Source organism: Mycolicibacterium wolinskyi str. Jessa 2025 (assembly GCF_049241375.1).
Lineage (GTDB): Bacteria > Actinomycetota > Actinomycetes > Mycobacteriales > Mycobacteriaceae > Mycobacterium > Mycobacterium wolinskyi.
This window is the reverse complement of sequence record NZ_CP185960.1, coordinates 634,224-655,424: the sequence shown is the minus strand read 5'-3', so window position 1 is coordinate 655,424 and position 21,201 is coordinate 634,224. Positions and strand designations below refer to the sequence as shown.

The window sequence follows — 21,201 nt, the reverse complement described above, 5'->3', positions numbered from 1 at the left end:
AGCCTCCGCTCTCGGATCAGCCGTGCGCCGGTGGATTTGACCGGTCACCGGTGTGCCCGCCGTCCTTGCCGGATTCCTCGTGCTGCCGTCCGGAGGGATCCGGACTGCCTGCCTGCTGGCCGGGATGCGGGTAGGGCTGATACGGGTACGGCTGGGGCTGTTGCCATCCCGACGGATGCGGCGGCGGATACCAATAGCCTTGCTGCGGCTGGTATCCGGGCTGCTGCGGTTGCTGTTGCTGCGGCGGCGGTGGCCAGCCGGGGGCATGCCAGCCGGCCGGGGCACCGTAATCGGGCTGCGTCGGATTGGGCGCGCCGTTGCTCGGCGCCCCGTTGGTACCCGCGCCGTTCTTCTGGCGGGCAGCCTCGGCCTCGCGGCTCGCCTGCGCGATCGCGGCCTTGAACGCCGGCTCGGGGACCGGCGGCGGCCACGGTTCGCCGCGTTCGATCGCGAGCTCGCCCGGGGTCTTGATCGGCGGCTTGTCCGACGGCACGCGGCCACCGAAGTCGTCGAACATGGTCAGGCGCGGACGCTTCTTCACCTCGCCGAAGATGGCTTCCAGTTCGGCGCGGTGCAGCGTCTCCTTCTCGAGCAGCTCACCGGCCAACGTGTCGAGCACGTCGCGGTACTCGGTGAGGATCTCCCACGCCTCGGTGTGGGCGGCCTCGATGAGCTTGCGGATCTCGTCGTCGATGATCTGGGCGACTTCGTGGCTGTAGTCGGCCTGAGTGCCCATCGTGCGGCCCAGGAACGGGTCGCCGTGCTCGGTGCCGTACCGCACGGCGCCCAGCTTGGAGCTCATGCCGTACTCGGTGACCATGGCGCGCGCGATCTTGGTGGCCTGCTCGATGTCGGACACCGCGCCCGTGGTGGGCTCGCGGAACACCAGCTCCTCGGCCGCGCGTCCGCCCATCGCGAACACGAGCCGGGCGATCATCTCCGACCGGGTCATCAGACCCTTGTCGTCCTCGGGCACGGCGACGGCGTGGCCGCCGGTGCGGCCGCGCGCCAGGATCGTGACCTTGTAGATCGGCTCGATGTCGGGCATCGCCCAGGCCGCGAGCGTGTGGCCGCCTTCGTGGTAGGCGGTGATCTTCTTCTCGTGCTCGCTGATGATGCGGCTCTTGCGGCGCGGGCCGCCGACGACGCGGTCGACCGCCTCCTCCAGCGCGGGGCCGGTGATGACCGTGCCGTTCTCGCGGGCGGTCAGCAGCGCGGCCTCGTTGATCACGTTGGCCAGATCGGCGCCGGACATGCCGACCGTGCGCTTGGCGAGGCCGTCCAGATCGGCATCGGGCGCGATGGGCTTGCCCTGCGAGTGCACCTTGAGCACCGCGCGACGGCCGGCCAGATCGGGGTTGGACACCGGGATCTGGCGGTCGAAGCGGCCGGGCCGCAGCAGCGCCGGGTCGAGGATGTCGGGCCGGTTGGTGGCGGCGATCAGGATGACGCCCTGGCGATCGCCGAAGCCGTCCATCTCGACCAGCAACTGGTTCAGCGTCTGCTCACGTTCGTCGTGGCCGCCGCCGAGGCCGGCGCCGCGCTGGCGGCCGACGGCGTCGATCTCGTCGACGAAGATGATGCATGGGCTGTTCTGCTTGGCCTGCTCGAACAGGTCGCGCACGCGCGAGGCACCGACGCCGACGAACATCTCGACGAAGTCGGAACCCGAAATCGTGAAGAACGGAACACCGGCCTCACCGGCGACGGCGCGTGCGAGCAGGGTCTTACCGGTTCCGGGCGGGCCGTAGAGCAGAACGCCCTTGGGGATCTTGGCGCCCAGCGCCTGATACCGCGACGGGTTCTGCAGGAAGTCCTTGATCTCGTAGAGCTCTTCGACCGCCTCGTCGACACCCGCGACGTCGGCGAACGTGGTCTTGGGCATGTCCTTGGACAGCTGCTTGGCGCGCGACTTGCCGAAGCCGAAGCCCATGCGGCCGCCGCCCTGCATGCGCGAGAACATCACGAACAAGCCGACCAGCAGCAAGAGCGGCAGCATGTAGATGAGCAGCGAGCCGAGCACGCTGCCCTGGTTGACGACGGTGTTGACCTTCGCGTTCTTGGCGTTCAGCGCGTCGAACAGCGTCACCGCGTACCCCGTCGGGTACTTGGTGATGATCTTGTTGCTGTCTTCGGTGGCGTCGTTGCCGCTCTTCAGATCGAGCCGTAGTTGCTGTTCACGGTCGTCGATCTGCGCACTGTTGACGTTGTCGCTGTTGATCTGGGCGAGTGCCACAGAGGTGTCGACGGGCTTGTAGCCGCGGGTGTCGTCACTGAAATAGAAGAACGACCAGCCCAGCAGCAGCACAACCGCGATCACGGTCAGCGTGCGGATAACATTTTTCCGGTTCATCGATCATCGGCCTTCGTTGGCTTCATCTTTGTCGGCCGCCCGGCCGGGGTCCTTCCTAATACGCGCAGCAAGGCAAGTTATAAGGCTACCGCTAGACCAACGCTCGGCAGTTCCCGACGGTGTCTGGCCCCCAGCCGTCGGCTGTGCTTGGGTGAGATCGTGATCACACCGACCGAACGGTTAGTCGATACCAATGGCGTCACGTTGCGGCTGACAGAAGCGGGTGAGCGGGGAAACCCGGTCGTCGTTCTGGCCCACGGATTCCCCGAACTCGCGTACTCGTGGCGACACCAGATTCCGGTTCTGGCCGAGGCCGGCTACCACGTCCTGGCCCCGGATCAGCGCGGATACGGCGGTTCGTCGCAGCCCAGCGCGATCGAGGACTACGACATCACCAAGCTGACGGCTGACATCGCCGGTTTGCTCGACGAAGTGGGTGCCGAGAAGGCCGTGCTCGTCGGCCACGACTGGGGTTCGCCCGTGGTGACCAACTTCCCGCTGTATTACCCCGACCGGGTCGCCGGCGTCGCCGCGCTGAGTGTTCCCCCGATCCCGCGGTCGCCGGCAGCCCCCACGCAGATCTGGCGCAACATCTTCGGCGACAACTTCTTCTACATCCTGTACTTCCAGGAGCCCGGCGTGGCCGACGCCGAGCTCGGCGGCGATCCCGCCCGCGCCATCCGCAGGATGCTGGGTGGCCTGCGTACCACCGGTGACGAGTTCGCCGCCGAACGCATGATCGCGCCAGGACCGGAAGGATTCATCGACCGCCTGCCCGAACCGGACGGCCTGCCGGACTGGATCACCGCCGAGGAACTCGACCACTACATCGCGGAGTTCAGCCGCACCGGGTTCACCGGCGGCCTGAACTGGTACCGGAACTTCGACCGCAACTGGGAGCTGACCGAAACGGCGCCCGCCACCACCATCGACGTACCCGTCCTGTTTTTGGCCGGCAGCGCCGATCCGGTGCTGAGCTTCACCCCGCGCGACCACGTGCGCGACGTGGTCACCGGCGAGTACCGCGAGGTGCTGCTCGACGGCGCGGGCCACTGGCTGCAGCAGGAGCGGCCCGACGAGGTCAACGCCGTGCTGCTGGAGTTCCTCGGGAGTCTGAAGTGAACAGGCCACTCAACTTCGGCGTCTTCATCACGCCGTTCCACCCCGTCGGCCAATCCCCCACCACCGCGCTGCAATACGACATGGACCGCGTCGAGGCGCTCGACCGGCTCGGCTACGACGAGGCGTGGTTCGGCGAACACCATTCGGGTGGTTACGAACTCATCGCGTGCCCGGAGGTGTTCATCGCCGCGGCCGCCGAACGCACGCGGCATATCCGGCTCGGCACCGGCGTGGTGTCGCTGCCCTACCACCACCCGCTGATGGTCGCCGACCGCTGGGTGCTGCTCGACCACCTGACACGCGGCCGGGTGATGTTCGGTACCGGACCGGGCGCGCTGCCGTCGGACGCCTACATGATGGGTATCGATCCGGTCGATCAGCGGCCGATGATGCAGGAATCCCTCGAGGCGATCCTGGCGTTGTTCCGGGCCGCGCCCGACGAGCGGATCGACCGCAAGACGGACTGGTTCACGCTGCGCGACGCCGCGCTCCACATCCGTCCCTACACCTGGCCATACCCGGAAATCTCAACCGCGGCAATGATTTCGCCATCCGGACCACGGTTGGCCGGGGCGCTGGGCACATCGCTGCTGTCGCTGTCGATGTCGGTGCCAGGCGGCTACGCCGCCGTCGAGACCACGTGGGACGTCGTGCGGGATCAGGCCGCCAAGTCCGGCAGACCCGAACCCGATCGCAAGGACTGGCGCGTGCTGGGCATCATCCACCTCGCCGATACGCGTGAACAGGCGATCGAGGACTGCACGTACGGGCTGCAGGATTTCGCCAACTATTTCGGCGCGGCCGGTTTCGTGCCGCTGGCCAACGAGGCGGAAGTGGCGCCGTCGGCCTACGAGTTCGTGGAAAACTATGCGTCCAAAGGCAATTGCTGCATCGGCACCACGGCCGACGCGATCGCCTACATCCAGGATCTGCTGGACCGCTCGGGCGGCTTCGGCACGTTCCTGATGCTCGGCCACGACTGGGCTCCGCCCGCGGCGACGTTCCACTCGTACGAGCTGTTCGCCCGCGAGGTCATCCCCCATTTCAAGGGCCAGCTGACGGCGGCGCAGGCCTCCCACGACTGGGCCAAGGGCATGCGGGATCAACTGCTGGGCCGGGCCGGGCAGGCCATCGTGAACGCCATCACCGAGCACACGAAGGAAGGGCAGAGCTGATGCGCGCCGCGGTTTTGCGCGACGGCCGGATGGTCGTGCGTGACGACGTGCCCGATCCCGTTCCCGGGCCCGGGCAGGTGCTGGTCGACGTGAAGGCGTGCGGGATCTGTGGATCGGACCTGCATTTCGCCGAGCACGGTGACGAGATGCTGGCCGCCGGCGCGCAGATGGAGGGGCTGCCCGACATCAACGCCGGCATCGACCTGTCCCGCGACATCTTCATGGGTCACGAGTTCAGCGCCGAGATCCTCGACGCCGGACCGGAAACCGAAACGCATGCGCCCGGCACCCTGGTCACGTCGATCCCCGCGCTGATCTCGACGACCGGAGTCGACATGATCGTCTACAGCAACACCACGATCGGCGGCTACGCCGAGAAGATGCTGCTTTCGGCGCCGCTGCTGTTGCCGATACCGAACGGCCTCGACGCGGACCGTGCCGCGCTCACCGAGCCGATGGCCGTCGGCCTGCACGCGGTGAACGCGGCGCGTATCGAGCGGGGCGAGACCGCGCTCGTCGTCGGCTGCGGCCCGGTGGGTATCGCGATCATCGCGGCGCTCAAGCAGCGTGGTGTGGAAAACATCGTCGCGTCGGACTTCTCTCCGGCGCGACGAGAGCTCGCGACCACCGTGGGTGCCCACGTCACGCTCGACCCCGCCGAGGATTCGCCGTTCCACCAGTGCCAGCCCAAGGTGGTTTTCGAAGCCGTCGGCGCACCGGGGATCATCGACGACGTGCTGCGGCGGGCGCCCGCGGGCTCGCGGCTCGTGGTGGCCGGGGTGTGCATGCAGCCCGACACCGTGCACCCCTTCTACGCGATCACCAAGCAGATCAACATCCAGTTCGTATTCGGCTACGACCCGGCCGAATTCGCGAACTCGCTGCGGGCGATCGCCGAAGGCGAGATCGATGTGGCACCGATGATCACCGGTCGTGTCGAGCTCGACGCCGTGGGCGACGCGTTCACCGAGCTCGCCGATCCGGACCGGCACTGCAAGATCCTGGTGACGCCCTAAGCAGTCAGGCGAAGGCCCGGGCATACCGCGGCGGGTGCGGCAGTGCCGCGCCGAGGTGTTGTGCCGCCTGCCACACCCACGCCGGGTTGCGCAGCAGCACCCGGCCCAGAAAGACCGCGTCGGCCTGCTCGCCGGCAACGATCTCATCGGCCTGGTCGGCCTCGGTGATCAAACCCACTGCCGCGGTCGGGATTTCGGCCTCCTTGCGCACCCGGGCGGCGAACGGCACCTGGTAGTTCGGCCCGACCGGGATCTTGGCGTCGGGTGCCGAACCGCCCGAGGACACATCCATGAGGTCCACACCGAGGCGCTTGAGCTCGACGGCCAACTCGATCGTGTCGTCGACCATCCAACCCGGGCGGGGATCGTCGGTGTCCCCACCGAGCCAATCGGTGGCCGACACCCGGAAGAACAACGGCAATTCGGCGGGCCAGCGGGTCCGCACGGCGCGCACGACCTCCAGTGCGAAACGCCTGCGGTTGGCCGGTGACCCGCCGTAGGCGTCGGTGCGATGGTTGGCATGCGGTGACAGGAACTGGTGGATCAGATACCCGTGGGCGCCGTGCAGTTCGAGCACGCGGAATCCGGCGTCCGCCGCGCGTGCGGCCGCGTCGGCGAACGCCCCTACGATCGAGCCGATTTCGCCGACCGTCAGCTCCGACGGTGCCGGCAACCGGCCGAACGATACCGGGCTGGGACCGACCGTGTCCCACCGGTTTTCGGTGCGGCTTGCGTCGGGCCACGGCCGCCCGGTAGACCCTTTGCGTCCGGCGTGCACCAGCTGGATGCCGGGAACGGCACCTTGCGCCGTCACGAAGTCGGTGATCCGCCGCAGTTTCTCGGCCTGGATGGCGTTCCACAGCCCGAGGTCGTAGTCGCTGCTGCGGCCCCGCGGGTCGACCGCGGTCGCCTCGACCATCACCAGGGCCGCACCTGCCGTCGCGCGCGATCCCAGATGGGCCAGGTGCCAGTCGGTGGCGGTACCGGTGTCCGGTCCGTCCGGTACCGCGGCGAACTGCATCATCGGCGACATCCACGCCCGGTGGGCGAACGTGACGTCACGGATTGTCAGCGGTGTGAACAAGTTTGCCATGTTCGGTCTCCTGGTCGGCGGGTGGGTCTTCGGGGAGCGGTGCGCCACGGGTTTCCGGGGCGAATATCAGGCCGAGCACGGCGATGAGCCCGAGCGCGGCCACCGATGCCGTGGCCAGTCCGAGGTTGCCGCCGAACCACGAGGCGGCGATCACCCCGGCGACCAGTGGACCGAATGCCGTGACATAGCGGCCCACGCTGTTGCAGACCGCAAGGGCCGTGGCGCGCACGCTCGCCGGGAACAGTTCGGGGCCGTAGATGAACGTGCCCGACAACGCGCCGAACAGACCGAACCCGAGAATCGGCATGGCGACGAGAAATTCGGTGTAGCTGCGGTCGAACACGAAGGTATAGACGATGGCCGCGGCGGACACCACGAAACTCAGCGCGAAAGTCTTTCGCCTGCCGATGAAATCGGCGAGGAATCCCCACGACGCGTAGCCGACGATGCCGCCCGCGTTGAACAGCATCGACGCGATGGCCACGCGGTGGTCGGCCACCTCGCGGCCGGACCCGGCCGCGATGGTGACCTCCCGGACCAGTTGCGGGTACCAGGTCGAGACGCTCCAGAAGGCGATCAGGGCACCGGTCGCCAGCGCGGTGCTCACCAACATCGGACGAAGCAGCGGCGGGGTGAACAGCCGGCGCAGCACGAACTGGTCGGCAGAGGTGTTGTTACCCAGGCGCTTACGCGCCTTGCGGGCCTCGATGTTGGCACCGACCTCTGGCGGTTCGGGCACGTAGCGGCGGATGAACCAGACCAGAACGGCGGGCAGCACGGCCAGCGCGAGCATCGGGCGCCAGCCGGCCGAGCCGAGCACCGCGTACACCGCGGCGGCGACGAAGAACCCGGCGGCGTAGCCCGACATCATGATGCCGCCTGCCCGGGCGCGGTAGCGGTTGCGCCAGGTCTCGGCGATCAGCGCCGCTCCGACCGGTGCCTCGACACCCGAGCCGAGGCCCGCGATGAAACGCAGTATGCCGAGCTGCCACCACGTGTCGGAGAACGCGGCAAGCGCGGTGAACACCGCGTAGGTCAGAATGCCGAGCGAGAGCACCCGGGTGCGGCCGAAGTAGTCGGCCAAGATACCGAAAAGGATTCCGCCGGTTGCCCATCCGAGTAAGAACAAGCTGACCGTCAGCCCGCCGTAGAATCCGATCGATGCCGGGGCCACGGCGATACCGCTGTGCGGCAGCAGCTCGGTCATGGCGGGCCCGAGGACCAGCACATAGAGGCTGCCGGCGAAGCCGTCCAGACCCCAGCCGAGCGTTGTGCCGGCCAGCACGAGCCACTGCACGCGGCTGATCTGTTGCGTAGGAGGCGATGTCACGTCAGAGCCTTTCAGTTGAGCCGGCCGTTGTCCTGCCGGCCGTACCAGTCGACGGGTTCGGCCGCGGTGCGCACCACGACGGTTTTGACCCAGGAGAAGTCGTCGAAGGACTCGGTGCCCGCGTCCTTGCCCGTTCCGGATTCTTTGACCCCGCCCCATGGCAGCGACGGTTCGAGGCGGTGGTGGTCGTTGATCCACACCATGCCCGCGACGATGCGTGCGGCCACCCGATGTGCACGGGACAGGTCGGTGGTCCACACACCCGCGCCGAGGCCGTAGCGGTTGTCATTGGCCATCGCGACGGCCTCGGCTTCGTCGTCGAACGGGATGACGACGGCGACCGGCCCAAAGATCTCCTCGGTGGCCACCGTCATGTCCATCGTCGCGTCGGCGAGAACGGTTGGCTGCAGGAAGAATCCGTCGCGCAGGGCGCCGGCCAGCTCGGGCACCTCGCCGCCGGTGGCGAGCCTCGCCCCTTCGCTGACCCCGGTGTCGATCAGGCCGCGGACCTTGTCGCGTTGGCGTGCACTGATCAGCGGCCCCATCTGGGTTTCGGTATCGGCCGGGTCACCGATCCGGATCTCGGCCGCCCGCTTGGACAACGCGGTGACGAAGTCGTCGTAGATGGCGCGGTGCACGAGGAACCGCGAGCCCGCCACGCACGACTGGCCCGCGGCGACGAATGCGGCGAACGCCGCGCCCTCGGCCGCGACGACCGGATCGACGTCGCCAAACACGATGACAGGGGTCTTGCCGCCGAGTTCGGCTGTGACCCTGGCGAATCGCGACGCGGTCGCCACCGCGGCCGAACGCCCCGCCTCGGTGCCGCCGGTCAGCGTGATCTTGGCGACCCCCGGGTGTTCGGTCAGCCGCACGCCCGCGTCGCGGCCGCCCGTGACGACGGTGACGACACCGTCGGGCAGGCCCGCGTCGGCCATGATCCGCGCCAGCGCCAGCGTGGTCAGGGGCGTGAGTTCGGACGGTTTGACCACCACGGTGTTGCCGTTGGCGAGAGCTGCCGACAGGCTGCGGGCGAGGATCAGCATCGGATGGTTGAACGGGGTGATGATGCCGCACACGCCCAGCGGTAGCCGCTGCTGATAGGTCAGGTACGGGCCGTCGCCGGGCAGCACACCGTAGCGCTGTGCGGCCAACAGACCGGCGTTGTAGCGGAACCACTCCGGCACTCGCGACAGCTGTGCCCGTGTCTCGGTGATCGGCCTGCCGTTGTTGCGGGTCTCCAGCCGGTACAGCTCCTCGGAGTGTTCTTCGATGGCGTCGGCGATGCGCAGCAGGAGGCGCGCCTGCTCGCTGCGGGTGAGCGCGGGCCACGCGCCGTCGTCGAATGCTGCCTGCGCGCGGGCCACGGCCGCGTCGACGTCGGCAGCGCCGTGCTCTGGAACGGTGTCGATGACCGTGCCGGTGGCCGGGTCGACGATGTTCCTGCTGCCTATCGAAGAAGTCATGGCTACGAGTGTCGGCACGGAGTGTGATGCGCATCAATGTTTTTCGAAACACAACTGCGCGCTCGCTTATGTGACGGGTGACAGCGTGGCTGTGTGACGTGCGACATCGGCGCGGCGGCGGGCCGGTAGGGTGCGGTCATGCCGTTCGCTGCGAAAACGAAGTTGCGGATCCTGGTCGTCGCGGGCCTGCTGGCAGTCGGCGCCACGGCGTGCGATGCGAACTCGGGTCCGGCCGGGTCGGGTGCGGGCGATCCGCGCCAGGTGACCGTCGTCGGCTCGGGTCAGGTTCAGGGTGTCCCCGACACGCTGACCGCCGATGTCGCGATGGAGTTCTTCGCGCCCGACGTGTCGGGTGCGCTCAACCAGTCGAGCCAGCGTCAGCAGGCGGTGATCGACGCGCTCGTCGGCTCGGGCGTCGACCGCACCGACATCGCCACCACGCAGGTCAGCGTGCAGCCGCAGTTCCCGCCCGACGGCACCGTGACCGGAGCGCCGACGGGGTACCGGGCCAGCAATGCGATCCAGGTGAAGATCCGCGACACCGCCAAAGCCTCCGACACGCTCGCGCTGATCGCGGGCACCGGCGGTGACGCCACCCGGATCAACTCGGTGGCCTACTCGATCGAGGACGACTCGGATCTGGTGCGCGACGCGCGTTCTCGCGCCTTCGACGACGCCAAGAGCCGCGCCGAACAGTACGCGCAGCTGTCGGGCCTGAGCCTGGGCAAGGTCATCTCGATTTCCGAGGAGTCCGGCGCCACACCGCCGCCGCCGACGCCGATGCCGCGCGCGGCCATGGAGGCGGTGCCGCTGGAGCCCGGCCAGCAGACCGTGAACTTCTCGGTGACGGTGGTCTGGGAACTGGGCTAGACCTCAGGCTGTGTAGACCTTCGGGTCGAGCGTGCCGATGTAGGGCAGATCGCGGTAGCGCTCGGCGTAGTCGAGGCCGTAGCCGACGACGAACTCGTTGGGGATGTCGAAGCCGACGTAGGCCACGTCGATGTCGGTGCGCACGGCCTCCGGCTTGCGCAGCAGCGTGCACACCTGCAGGGACCGCGGCCGCCGGGTCGCGAGGTTGCGCAGCAACCATGACAGCGTCAGCCCCGAATCGATGATGTCCTCGACGATGAGCACGTCCCGGTCGTTGATGTCGCGGTCGAGGTCTTTGAGGATCCGCACCACACCGGAGGACGATGTCGACGATCCGTACGAGCTGACCGCCATGAACTCCAGCTGCGTGGGCAACGGAATGCTGCGGGCCAGATCGGTGACGAACATGACCGCGCCTTTGAGGACGGTGATCAGCAACAGATCGTCGTCGCCGAGGTCGTCTCGGTAGCGTTCGGCGATCATCTCGGCGAGTTCGGCGGTGCGCGTCCGGATCTGTTCCTCGGACAGCAGTACCGACTTGATGTCCCCCGGATACAGCTCGGCAGAATCGGCAGCCACGTGGACAGCGTGCCATGCGATGTGCCCGCTGACCAATGCGACCGGCTAGACCTCTTCGACGTGCAACGCGAGCACGCCGTCACGACGGGCCGCGATGAGCCGCTGCCTGCGCAGCGTCGACCCGACCGCGACACCGCCCTGGCCACGCCACGCGGTCACCAACCGGTCCACGCCGCGAATCTGGATGTCGGTCAGATCGGTCGCGCCGCCGCCGAGCAGCCAGCCGCGGATCACCCGGCGCCGCACGGCGTCGGGCAGCCCGCTCAGCGCCGCGGTGTCGAGTCCGCCGTCCGGCGTCGTCGACTCCGCAAGGGCGCGCTCGGCGAGTTCGTCGAGGGTGTCGGTGTCCTCGCGCAACGCGGTCGCGGTGCGGCCGAGCGCCTCGGCCACACCGCCGCCCAGTACCTCCTCCAGCAGCGGCATGACGTCGAGCCGCAGCCGCGCCCTGGTGAACCGCCGCTCGAAGTTGTGCGGGTCATGCCACGGCTTGAGCCCGAGTTCGTCGCACGCCGCGTGCGTGACGGTTCGGCGCACGCCCAGGAGCGGCCGGTGCCACGGCGGGTCGTGCGGTCGCATCCCTGCGATGGACCGCGGCCCCGATCCGCGGCCCAGGCCGAGCAGCACGGTCTCGGCCTGATCGTCGAGCGTGTGGCCGAGCAACACCGGTGCACCGTCGCGCGCGGCCCGCAGCGCGGTGTAGCGCGCCTGCCGGGCCGCGGCCTCGGGCCCGCCGGAACGCCCGACCACCACAGGAATCACTTGTGCCGCAGCGCATCCCACTGCCAGCGCCTGCTGGCGCGCCGTTTCGGCCACCGCGCGCGAGCCCGGCTGCAGACCGTGGTCGACGATCAGCGCGGTCGTGGGCCGGTACTCGGCGGCGATCGCGGCCAGCGCCAGCGAATCCGGCCCGCCCGACAGTGCGACGCACCAGCGTTCGCCGTCGACCTGCGCCCCGAACGCCGTCACCACCCGCCGCAGCGTCGCTACAGCACCCGATCGATCCATCGCCGTGGTTCGTCGATTTCGGTTGGCAGCGGCAGCGTTTCGGCGTCGGTCCAGATGGTGTTGAAGCGAGCCATGCCGACGGTCGACACGACCTCGTCGACGAACGCCTTGCCGCGGGTGTACTGGCTGATCTTGGCGTCGAACCCGAGCAGTGCACGCACCACGCGTTGCACCGGGGGCTGTTTGCGTTGCCTGCGTTCGTCGAAACGCCTGCGGATCGTCCCCACCGAAGGCACGACGGCCGGGCCGACGGCGTCCATCACGTGGTCGGCGTGCCCTTCCAGCAACGTGCCGAGCACCAGCAGTTGATCCAGTGCGCGACGTTGCGGCTCGGCCTGCACCGCCCGCATGAGGCCGAGGATGCCTGCCGAGTTCGGATCCGGCGCCGACCCGTTGCGCTGATTGCGGACGTACTGCGCGAGCCGGCCGACGACCGCGGCGACATCCTCCCCCGCGTCCTGGGTGAGCACGGCCAGCGCCTGCGACATGTGGTCGGCAAGCCACGGATTGGCGCGGAACTGGACACGATGCGTGACCTCGTGCAGACACACCCACAGCCGGAAATCCGTTGGGGTGACGCGTAGTTGGCGTTCGACCGCGATGACGTTGGGGTACACCAGCAGTAGTTCGCCGCCGTCCGGACCGAACGGGTCGTACTGGCCGAGGATGCCCGACGAGATGAACGCCAGCACCGCACCGGTCTGCGCGCCGGTGACCCGCCCGGTGATGAAACCGGGCTTGTGGTCCTCGTCCCCGCCCGTCATCACGCGCATCGACCGGGTGGCGGCGCGGATCCACTCGGTCCGGTCGACGATGCGCGCCTCGGGCAACTCGGCGCCCTCGTTGAGGCCCGTCACCTCACGGACCGGAAGTTCTGCGGCGCGGGCACTTTCGGCCAGCTGGTCGATGGCCTGGCGGCGCGTGTAGTCGGTGGCGGCCGGGGCGGGGCGGGCCAGCTTCGCCCCGACCGTCGCGGCGAAGTCCCAGTCGACGGCGCGGCCCGCGGTCATGGTCGGGCTGCTCATGTGCCGCATCCACACGTGCGCAGCACCGCGGCCAGCGCGTCGATCGCGGTACGTCCGGTGGGCCCGGCGTTGTTGGAGATCAGGGCGAACGTCAGCACCCGGCCGTCGTCGTCGGTGACGATGCCTGCGAGCGCGTTGGTGCCGGTGAGCGACCCGGTCTTGGCCCGCAGCCAGCCCGCGGCGGCCTTGCCCCCCTCGGTGTCGAGGTAGCGGTTCGACAGCGTGCCGCTGCCACCGGCGATCGGCAGCAGGTCGACCAGCGGCCGCAGCGCGGGTTGGGTGTGGCCGGCCGCGGCGTTGACGACTTCGTCGAGGGTCTTGGCGGTGAGCCGGTCATCGATCGAAAGCCCGCTCGAATCGACGAGATCGGCGCCCGTGGTGTCGATGCCGATGCCCTCCAGCTGGTGGAGCACCGCGTCGACCCCGCCCTCGAAGCTCTGCGGGCGGTTGAGCTTCTCGGCGACTTCCCGCGCGATCGATTCGGCCATCACGTTGTCGGAGTCGTTCATCATCTGCCGCAGCCGTTCGATCAGCGGGGCGGACTGCACCTCGGCGATCTTGGTGCTGGGGCCGCTCAGCCCCGACGGCAACAGCGTCACGGTCTCGGGGTCGATACGAAGGGCGGCGGCCAGCGCCTTGCCCGCGTCGAGCGCCGGGCTCGTCGACCGCCTCGACTCCACGGTCGTCGGTTGCGTGCGTCCGCCGTCGAGCATCACCGACTCCATCGGCGCGATGTCGCCGCCTGCGATGTCGGCCGGATCCCATCCGGGCGCCATGGTCGGTCCGCTGTAGAGGCTCGTGTCGACGCGCACCGTGGTGGCCCTGACCCCGCTCTGCCTGATCTGGTCGGCGAGGTCGCTGATGCGGGCGGCGCCCTTGTACCAGGTGTCGGTATCGGCGGGGGCGGCCGAAAGCGTCGGATCGCCGCCGCCGTGCAGTACCACCAGACCCGGCTGCGAATCCGAGGCAAGCACGGTCGTGGTCAGGCGCGCGTCACGGTCCAGGGTGAGCAGCGCAGCCGCCGTGGTGAGCACCTTGTTCACCGACGCGGGCTGCATGGGCAGCTCGGCGCCCTGCTCCCACAGCTCGGCGCCGGTGTCGGCATCGGTGATGCGGCCGGTGACCATGCCCAGGTTGGGATCGGCCAGAGCCGGCGCCAACGCGGCTTCCAGACCGCCTTCGGTCGGGGTGGGGGCCGAGATGTCGACGGGGACGATGCCCGGGCTGGCGGTCGCGGGCGCCGGGACGGGCCGGACCGCTTCGGCGGCGTCCGACCGGTGCCCGGTGAACAACGCAGCCACCGCGACGACGGCCGCGACCAGCACAATGACCGCGACGCCTACCGCCACATGGGTGGACCGCCGCCACCGAGTGGGCCGCATATTTCCCCTGCTCTCGATTGTTCCGGACGAGCCACCCCTCATCGCCAGCCTATCGCTCATCTAATGTTGGCCCGGCGGGTCGACCCCGCGTCGTCGTCCGACGACCCCAGACTGAACGAAGATGCGAAGGAGCCGCGACGGTGGAGTTCGACGTCGTCATCGAGATCCCGAAGGGTTCGCGCAACAAGTACGAGGTGGACCACGAGACCGGCCGGGTGAAGCTCGACCGCTATCTCTACACCTCGATGGGCTACCCGGCCGACTACGGGTTCTTCGAGAACACGCTCGGCGAGGACGGCGATCCGCTGGACGCGCTCGTGTTGCTGCCCGAGTCGGTGTTCCCCGGCTGCATCGTCGAGGCCCGCCCGGTCGCGATGTTCAAGATGACCGACGAGGCCGGCGGCGACGACAAGCTGCTGTGCGTGCCCGCCGGTGACCCGCGATGGGATCACATCCAGGACGTGGGCGACGTTTCACAGTTCGAGCTCGACGCGATCAAGCACTTCTTCGTGCACTACAAGGACCTGGAGCCGGGCAAATTCGTCAAGACCGCCGACTGGGTGGGCCGTGCCGAGGCCGAAGCCGAGCTGCAGCGTTCGATCGAGCGGTTCAAGGTCGAGGGCCACTAGTCCGGCACTGATTTAGCGCCCCCGTAACACGGGGTAACGCCGCTGTGCTTTGCGGCTCCGATGATTGCCATGTGTTGATGCATCAGGGCATGGGGCTTGAGGCGTACAACGCATTGCCGATGCGGCGCGCCGTGCACGCCGTCTACGAGTGCTGCTACAGCGTGCCGCTGGCCGCCGACCTGGCTCGGGGACGGCCATACTCCGACCACGAGTCGTTGTTCCGCCAGGCCGACACCCTGCTGTTCAGCCTCGGCGAGGACTCGATCGACGGGGTGCTACAGGCCTATCCGCTCTTCGGCTGCCGCTGGGCCCATCGGCCCGACGCGACGGCGCAACTGGAGACCGCGATGGCCGACTACCGCCGGCGGTTCGGCTTCAGCTTCGTCATGTACACCGCCGACTGCGACGCCGACACCGTGCTGGCATGTATCGCTGACCGGTTACACAACGACCACGAGACCGAACGCAAAGTCGTCCGCAACGAACTCGCCCGCATCAACCGCGTACGGCTCGAACGCATGCTCGGACCCGAGGGCGGCTTCTACAACTGGTAGGCCCTGCTGTCCCGGGCTGTCCGACGTCAGGTTGCTGTGCTCACAGCAGCCCGCGGGCGGCGAGGCTTCGCATCAGGTCGGCGATGCCGAAGGTCCAGCGTTCACAGACATCGCTCGTACGAACCCGGTTGACGAGCGTTCCAAAGTGACTGGCGCTGATGGCAACAACATCGTCGAGGTGGTGCGTGAACCCCTGCCCGTCGGCACCACGGTCCTGCACCGGGGCGAACATCGTGCCAAGGAAAAGCACCGCGCCGTCGGGGTACTGATGGGTGCTCCCCATCATTTGTTGCACGAGATCCTCGGGGTCACGGCTGATCTCGTTCATGGAGGAGGTTCCGTGCAAGATGAACTCGTCGGTACCGCGGACGTCGAGGCGTACCACCGTCTCCCGCACATCATCGAGGGTGAAGGTGTCGTCGAACAGCCGGATGAACGGGCCCAGCGCAGCTGAGGCGTTGTTGTCCTTGGCTTTCGAGAGCAACAGTGCCGAACGTCCTTCGAAATCACGGAGATTGACATCGTTGCCGAGTGTCGCCCCGACGATGCGCCCGCTCGACGAAACGAGCAAGACCACCTCAGGTTCGGGGTTGTTCCACAACGACCCCGGGTGGATCCCCACGTCCATCGCCGTACCGACCGTGGACATCGGCGAGGCCTTAGTGAAGATCTCGGCATCCGGCCCGAATCCCACCTCCAGGTACTGACTCCAGGTCCCGGCCGCGACCATGGCTTCCTTCAGCCGAGCCGCCTCTGCCGAGCCCGGCCTCAGCTCATCGAAGTCACCACCGATGAGGTCCGCCATCTGGACCCGCATCTCGGCCGCGCGGGCGGAATTGCCGCCGCAGCGTTCCTCGATGACCCGCTCGACCATGGACACCACGAACGTGACACCGGCAGCCTTCACCGTTTGCAGGTCGATCGGGCTGAGCAGGTACACCCCTGCCGTCGTGCGGTGTTCGACCGGTGTGGCGGCAAGGATGTCTGCGACCGAGCCGAGCACCCGCCCCTCGGCCGCGTTGACCGCAGCCGCCGGCTGCTCGTGCTCCGCGAGATCTCGGACGGTCGCGAATGTGCTGCTGATGTCGACTACGGCCCGGTCGCGAACGGTGACCACACAAGGGCCTTCGGGCCCGAAGACCCGGCCCACCAGGGTGGCACGCTCATTGTCGACGGGAAGGCACGTCTGCGCATCGGGCGGCCACGCGGTCAGCGCGGAAGATGAGTGATCGGCAGTGTTCGCGACTGTGGTCATTTGTCTCCTACCCGGTGTTGCCGATCAAGGCCGGCGAGGTGCAACCGCGTCAATTCCGCGGCAAGGCGATCGGCGTTGCGGTGACTCAATACAGCCTCGCGAACGCACTCGGCGGCCCTGCGCTGAAAGGAGATCGCGCCATCGAAGCGAGGCCGGATCCATGCTTGGCCGATGGTGTCGGCGGTACGTGAATAGAAACCCGAAGATGCCTTGTCCACGAGGGGGTTTCGCCATGCGGCGAGCGCGGACGGTTGCCCGGCGTGCTCGGGTATGAACGTGGACTGTGTGGAGTCGTCGAGCAGCCAGCGTAAATGCTGCACGAGGTCGTCATCGGGTCGGCACCTGCTGCTGATGGCAATCCCCGTCCCGCCGAGGACCGAACCGCGACGACCACTGCGGCCCTTGGGCGCGTCGGCGAACAGCAGGGGTCTCGGCAGTCCTGCCTGTGCGTAGTTGACGTAGCCGTAGACAAGCGGGCAGTAGACCGGCCCGCCCGGCTGCGACATCTGTTCCAACACGACGATCGGGTTGTGCACCCTTGGCGGTGGCAGGCGTTGGTCGATGAATGCGGTGATCGTCTGCAGCCCTTCGGCTATCGCCTCAGCCGTCAAGAACTCGTCGTGTCGGCCCGGCTCCTCGCCGTTGGCCAAGGCGATCGAGCACAGGGTGAGGAACAGATGAGGGCCACTGGTCGGCAGGACGGTATCGACATCCCGAGCGAGCTCGACTGCGTCGGTCCAGGTCGTCGGTATGTCGATCGCCGGATCAGCGGCTACCGAGACCTGGGTGGCCGCATCCAACGGCAGAGCCCACGACCTGTCGTCCATTTGATAGGAGGCGAACGAGTCCCCTACCGTGCCGCGCTTCCAGTCGTCGAGTTCAGCTGAGTTGAAAACCTCTTCGAGCGGCAACAGCGCTCCGCATCGTAGCGCCTCGCCGAGGTGCGGATGGTCCAGCACCAGCAAGTCGTAACGTGCGGCGTTGTCGCAGATGGGCGCGGACTCGAAACCTTCCAGCGATTGTGTGTCCCAGACGATCTCGCACCTCGGTGCCGCGTCTTCGCGCACGGCCCGACGAAGGGCGTCCACACCGCGCGGGTGGTCCCAGGTCAGACCCCGATACGCGCCCATCATCGGCCAAGCACCGGCGAGAGGAGGTCCGCCGGCATGTTCTGGAATGCCACCGGCCGTGCAAACCGTTGAGCGGCAGCGGTTCCGACCGACGTTGTCGTCGGCGCCGTGGTTGCCGGCCACGGTCCACCGTGCTGTTGCGCATCGCTGACGGTCACACCCGTCGGCCACTGGTTGTAGATCACGCGGCCGGCGAGGTAGGACATCGCTTCGATGAGGCGCGGGGCGTCCGGGTCACCCGCGGTGGTGCCCTGGATTGTCGCGGTCAAGGCACCCGGTACCGCTCCGAGCACTTCGACGGCCTGCGCGATATCGCGGTAACTCACGAGCACCGATGCGGGCCCGAACATCTCGGTCGTCACGATCGCGGGATCTGCGAGAACGGCATCGGCATCGGTGCCCAGAACCGTGGCGGCCGGCGAGTTCGCACCGCGGGGTCCGGTGAGAAGCACCTTCACCGCCTGCCTGTCGCAGAGTTCATGCAGCGTTTGCTCGAACCCACGCGCGATCCGCTCGTCGAGCATCGGGTGAACCGGCTGCAGAGCCATTTTGTCGACGAAGGCGTCGCGATCCGGGACGAGGACGACACCTGGTTTGGTGCAGAACTGTCCGCAACCCATGGTGAAGGACGAGGTGAATCCGTCGACGATGTCGTCAGCTCGTTCCCGCCAACCTGCGGGCGTTATCACGACCGGATTTGTGCTCCCGAGTTCGCCGAAGAACGGAATCGGGTCGGGCCGCGACGCTGCGAGGTCGTAGAGGGCTCGTCCGCCCGCCTCCGAGCCGGTGAACCCGGCCGCCTTTATCCGGGCGTCCTGGATGGCGCGGATGCCGTCCTCTCGTGAGTGAATCGTCCCGAACACGCCGTCCGGAGCTCCTGCCGAGGCAAGCGACGTGGTGACGATGTCGGCGGTCGCCCGTGCCAGTTTCGGGTGCGCCTCATGGGTTTTGACCACCACCGGGCATCCGACCGCGAGCGCGCTGACGGTGTCACCGCCGGCAACCGAGAACGCGAATGGGAAATTGCTCGCCGCGAAGACCAGGACCGGTCCGATGGGGACGTAACCCCGGATCAGGTCGGGACGGGGTCCCATCGGCCAGTCAGGATCGGCTCGGTCGACACGCACATCGAGCAGGTCACCGGATTCGACTCGCTCGGCGAACAACCGGGCCTGGAACGTGGTTCGGGCGACTTCGCCGCGTAACCGCGGCTCGGGCAACTGCGTCTCCTCGGCCGCGAGCGCGACGAGCGTATCGCTGTGTGCGTCAAGCCCGTCGGCGATGGCGCGCAACCAGGCCGCACGCTCGGTCGTGCTCGCTCGTGCCGCCGGGATGCGGGCGATATGGGCTGCTTCAAGAACACTGTCCAGCGTGTTCACATCGGCTCCTCGGAGTTGCGCCGCTCGACGGCGACGATGTGGCGGCAAACCAGCACCGTCTTGCCGTGCTGATTCGTACCGGTGTAGGCCTTCGTGACCAGACCGATCTTCGGATTTCTCGCGTGCGGGCTGACGTCGACGACCTCGGAAACCGCCGCGACCGTGTCACCCGCGAGCACCGGAGCCGGAAAGCGGATCCGGTCGTAGCCGTAAGCAACCAAACGAGGATTGCGTTCCATCGTCAGGCCGACGACAACGGCGAAGCTGAGCACGCCGTGTGCCAGCAGGCCGCCGAAACGTTCCTTCGCGAACTCCGCGTCGGTGTGAGCGGGGTGGTCGTCATGGGTGAGACGGGCGAAGTCAGCGATGTCCGACGCGGTGATGACCGCCGAACCTCCCCGTTCGACCTGCCCGACGGCATAGTCCTCGAACCAGCGTTCCAGGAACGAGTCGGTGCCGGTCATGACTGGCCCTGAAGCGGTGTGCTCACCGCATGCGTGATGTGGTTGAAGCGGTCCGCGTCGTTCTGGTGTGCATCGGACCGGTAGTTCTTGGACAGGTGCACCGAGATGAACGCGATCACCGCCATGAAGACCATCCACACAGCGACGGGCCACCAACTGTCCGCCGCGGCGACGACCGCGGTGGCCACCAACGGAGTCGTTCCACCCAACACCGCTCCGCTCACCTCTCGGGCGAAGGCCACACCGGAGTACCGCTTGGCCGGGGGGAACAACTCGGCAAGGAATGCGGCCTGCGCGGCGTAGCAGGTCGCGACGGCACCGACGAAGCAGATCGACAACGCCGCCACGATGAGCACGGTCTGGCCGGTGTCGATGAGCAGGAACATCGGAAATGCCCAGGCGGCGCCGAATGAACAGCCGAACAGGAACAGGCGTCGGCGGCCGATCCGGTCACCGACGCGGCCGAAGACCGGCATGAACACGGCACCGAGGGTGAGCATGACCGCGTTGATCCCGAGCGCAAGCGATGCGGCGAGCGCGAGATTGTTGGTCAGGTAGCTCAATGCCCATACCTGCGGCACATAGGAGAAGCCGGACAACATGAAGTTCGATCCGAGCGCTACGGCCAGGCGTCCCTTGTCGGTCCGCAGGAGCGACAGCAGTGGTAGAGACTCGAGCTGCTCGGCCTTCGAGGTGTCTTCGAAGCTTTGTGTTTCCTCGACGCTGCGACGGATGTAGAGGCTCACCGCCAACATGGCGATACTGGCGAGGAACGGGATGCGCCAGCCCCAGGTTTCGAAGTTGTCGCCGGTCAGCCAGAGCGACAACTGCATGACGCCAAGGCCGAGCGCCGAGCCCAGCCAGACGCCCGCGCCGGACCAGGATGCGTAGAACCCTCGATGAGTCGGCGGCGATGATTCGGACGACAGTACGATCGCGCCCGCATACTCGGCGCCGGCGCCCAGGCCCTGCAGTACCCGCAGCACGACCAGCAGCACCGGAGCAGCCAGCCCGATGCTCGCGTAGCTCGGCAACAGGCCGATCAGTGCGGTGGACACCCCCATGAGTGCGAGCGTGAAGATCATGACCGGTTTGCGGCCGACCTTGTCGCCGAGGTGGCCGAAGATGATGCCACCGAACGGTCGCGCGAAGTATCCGACGGCGAACGTGGCGAAGGCTGCGAGGAGACCGGCCGTGGGGTTCTCGGCGGAGAAGAAGTAGGACTTGAAGATCAGCGCAGCAGCGGCACCGTAGAGCGCGAAGTCGTACCACTCTATGAGGCTGCCCACCGCGGACGCGGCTGCCGCGCGGCGCGCGTCGACGTGCGAGGGAATTGATGTGCTCATGACTTTCCTGGGACGGTGTGGGTGGCGG

The 21,201-nt window shown here is 67.8% G+C and carries 19 protein-coding genes; 6 read left to right on the top strand and 13 right to left on the bottom strand.

Translation table 11 applies throughout. The features are described 5' to 3' along the window. Positions 1 to 16: 16 nt before the first annotated feature. On the bottom strand, positions 17 to 2,353 hold the full coding sequence (gene ftsH, locus ACOI2T_RS03360) for an ATP-dependent zinc metalloprotease FtsH (protein WP_067850378.1): 2,337 nt from the start codon (positions 2,351 to 2,353) through the stop codon (positions 17 to 19). Positions 2,354 to 2,512: 159 nt separating this feature from the next. Here ftsH and ACOI2T_RS03355 point away from each other — a divergent pair, with 159 nt between their 5' ends. The 3 genes from ACOI2T_RS03355 to ACOI2T_RS03345 are packed head-to-tail and all read left to right on the top strand — an operon-like array spanning position 2,513 to position 5,666. After that, entirely contained in the window at positions 2,513 to 3,475 is a 963-nt protein-coding gene (locus ACOI2T_RS03355; RefSeq protein ID WP_409502642.1) for an alpha/beta fold hydrolase, read from the top strand. Continuing rightward, positions 3,472 to 4,650: an LLM class flavin-dependent oxidoreductase gene (locus tag ACOI2T_RS03350; RefSeq protein WP_067850376.1), complete on the top strand. Its 1,179-nt coding sequence runs from the start codon at positions 3,472 to 3,474 to the stop codon at positions 4,648 to 4,650. The genes ACOI2T_RS03355 and ACOI2T_RS03350 overlap by 4 nt, the downstream gene beginning before the upstream one ends. Beyond that, positions 4,650 to 5,666, top strand: a complete 1,017-nt coding sequence (locus tag ACOI2T_RS03345) for a zinc-binding dehydrogenase (RefSeq protein ID WP_409502641.1) — start codon at positions 4,650 to 4,652, stop codon at positions 5,664 to 5,666. The genes ACOI2T_RS03350 and ACOI2T_RS03345 overlap by 1 nt, the downstream gene beginning before the upstream one ends. A 4-nt stretch (positions 5,667 to 5,670) precedes the next feature. On the opposite strand, the gene ACOI2T_RS03340 is transcribed toward ACOI2T_RS03345, so the two are convergent. The 3 genes from ACOI2T_RS03340 to ACOI2T_RS03330 are packed head-to-tail and all read right to left on the bottom strand — an operon-like array spanning position 5,671 to position 9,555. Further along, positions 5,671 to 6,759 (bottom strand): NADH:flavin oxidoreductase/NADH oxidase, encoded by a 1,089-nt coding sequence (locus ACOI2T_RS03340; protein WP_409502640.1) that lies wholly within the window; start codon positions 6,757 to 6,759, stop codon positions 5,671 to 5,673. After that, a complete protein-coding gene (locus tag ACOI2T_RS03335; protein WP_409502639.1) occupies positions 6,725 to 8,089 on the bottom strand; it encodes an MFS transporter in 1,365 nt (454 codons plus the stop codon). The genes ACOI2T_RS03340 and ACOI2T_RS03335 overlap by 35 nt, the downstream gene beginning before the upstream one ends. A gap of 11 nt (positions 8,090 to 8,100) precedes the next feature. Next, positions 8,101 to 9,555 (bottom strand): aldehyde dehydrogenase, encoded by a 1,455-nt coding sequence (locus ACOI2T_RS03330; protein ID WP_409502638.1) that lies wholly within the window; start codon positions 9,553 to 9,555, stop codon positions 8,101 to 8,103. Positions 9,556 to 9,693: 138 nt separating this feature from the next. Here ACOI2T_RS03330 and ACOI2T_RS03325 point away from each other — a divergent pair, with 138 nt between their 5' ends. Next, on the top strand, positions 9,694 to 10,425 hold the full coding sequence (locus tag ACOI2T_RS03325) for an SIMPL domain-containing protein (protein ID WP_085143298.1): 732 nt from the start codon (positions 9,694 to 9,696) through the stop codon (positions 10,423 to 10,425). Positions 10,426 to 10,428: 3 nt separating this feature from the next. Here the strand turns inward: ACOI2T_RS03325 and hpt are convergent, their stop codons facing one another. From hpt to dacB, 4 genes are read right to left on the bottom strand one after another with little or no spacing between them, the layout of a single operon-like run. Further along, complete coding sequence (gene hpt, locus ACOI2T_RS03320) at positions 10,429 to 11,004, bottom strand: hypoxanthine phosphoribosyltransferase (protein ID WP_207626291.1); 576 nt, start codon at positions 11,002 to 11,004, stop codon at positions 10,429 to 10,431. Between the two features lie 45 nt (positions 11,005 to 11,049). Next, a complete protein-coding gene (tilS, locus tag ACOI2T_RS03315) occupies positions 11,050 to 12,009 on the bottom strand; it encodes a tRNA lysidine(34) synthetase TilS (RefSeq protein ID WP_409502637.1) in 960 nt (319 codons plus the stop codon). After that, entirely contained in the window at positions 11,988 to 13,034 is a 1,047-nt protein-coding gene (locus tag ACOI2T_RS03310; RefSeq protein ID WP_409502636.1) for an Rv3626c family coenzyme F420 biosynthesis-associated protein, read from the bottom strand. Before ACOI2T_RS03310 ends, tilS begins: the two co-directional genes overlap by 22 nt. Next, a complete protein-coding gene (gene dacB, locus ACOI2T_RS03305) occupies positions 13,031 to 14,416 on the bottom strand; it encodes a D-alanyl-D-alanine carboxypeptidase/D-alanyl-D-alanine endopeptidase (RefSeq protein WP_409502635.1) in 1,386 nt (461 codons plus the stop codon). The genes ACOI2T_RS03310 and dacB overlap by 4 nt, the downstream gene beginning before the upstream one ends. A 140-nt stretch (positions 14,417 to 14,556) precedes the next feature. Here dacB and ACOI2T_RS03300 point away from each other — a divergent pair, with 140 nt between their 5' ends. Next, the gene (locus ACOI2T_RS03300) at positions 14,557 to 15,045 is read left to right on the top strand and encodes an inorganic diphosphatase (RefSeq protein WP_067850208.1); all 489 of its coding nucleotides are present in this window, start codon (positions 14,557 to 14,559) and stop codon (positions 15,043 to 15,045) included. Between the two features lie 71 nt (positions 15,046 to 15,116). Then, entirely contained in the window at positions 15,117 to 15,599 is a 483-nt protein-coding gene (locus ACOI2T_RS03295; RefSeq protein ID WP_110774910.1) for a 2-oxo-4-hydroxy-4-carboxy-5-ureidoimidazoline decarboxylase, read from the top strand. A 40-nt stretch (positions 15,600 to 15,639) separates the two neighbouring features. Here ACOI2T_RS03295 and ACOI2T_RS03290 read toward each other — a convergent pair whose 3' ends face one another. From ACOI2T_RS03290 to ACOI2T_RS03270, 5 genes are read right to left on the bottom strand one after another with little or no spacing between them, the layout of a single operon-like run. After that, the gene (locus ACOI2T_RS03290; RefSeq protein ID WP_084356644.1) at positions 15,640 to 16,854 is read right to left on the bottom strand and encodes a fumarylacetoacetate hydrolase family protein; all 1,215 of its coding nucleotides are present in this window, start codon (positions 16,852 to 16,854) and stop codon (positions 15,640 to 15,642) included. Beyond that, on the bottom strand, positions 16,851 to 17,987 hold the full coding sequence (locus ACOI2T_RS03285; RefSeq protein WP_421875809.1) for a hypothetical protein: 1,137 nt from the start codon (positions 17,985 to 17,987) through the stop codon (positions 16,851 to 16,853). Before ACOI2T_RS03285 ends, ACOI2T_RS03290 begins: the two co-directional genes overlap by 4 nt. Further along, complete coding sequence (locus ACOI2T_RS03280) at positions 17,984 to 19,363, bottom strand: aldehyde dehydrogenase (NADP(+)) (RefSeq protein ID WP_409502633.1); 1,380 nt, start codon at positions 19,361 to 19,363, stop codon at positions 17,984 to 17,986. The genes ACOI2T_RS03285 and ACOI2T_RS03280 overlap by 4 nt, the downstream gene beginning before the upstream one ends. Next, positions 19,360 to 19,827 carry a MaoC family dehydratase gene (locus tag ACOI2T_RS03275; protein ID WP_409502632.1) on the bottom strand — a complete coding sequence of 156 codons (468 nt, stop codon included), beginning with the start codon at positions 19,825 to 19,827 and terminating at the stop codon, positions 19,360 to 19,362. The genes ACOI2T_RS03280 and ACOI2T_RS03275 overlap by 4 nt, the downstream gene beginning before the upstream one ends. Then, a complete protein-coding gene (locus ACOI2T_RS03270) occupies positions 19,824 to 21,173 on the bottom strand; it encodes an MFS transporter (RefSeq protein WP_409502631.1) in 1,350 nt (449 codons plus the stop codon). Before ACOI2T_RS03270 ends, ACOI2T_RS03275 begins: the two co-directional genes overlap by 4 nt. Positions 21,174 to 21,201 lie beyond the last annotated feature (28 nt).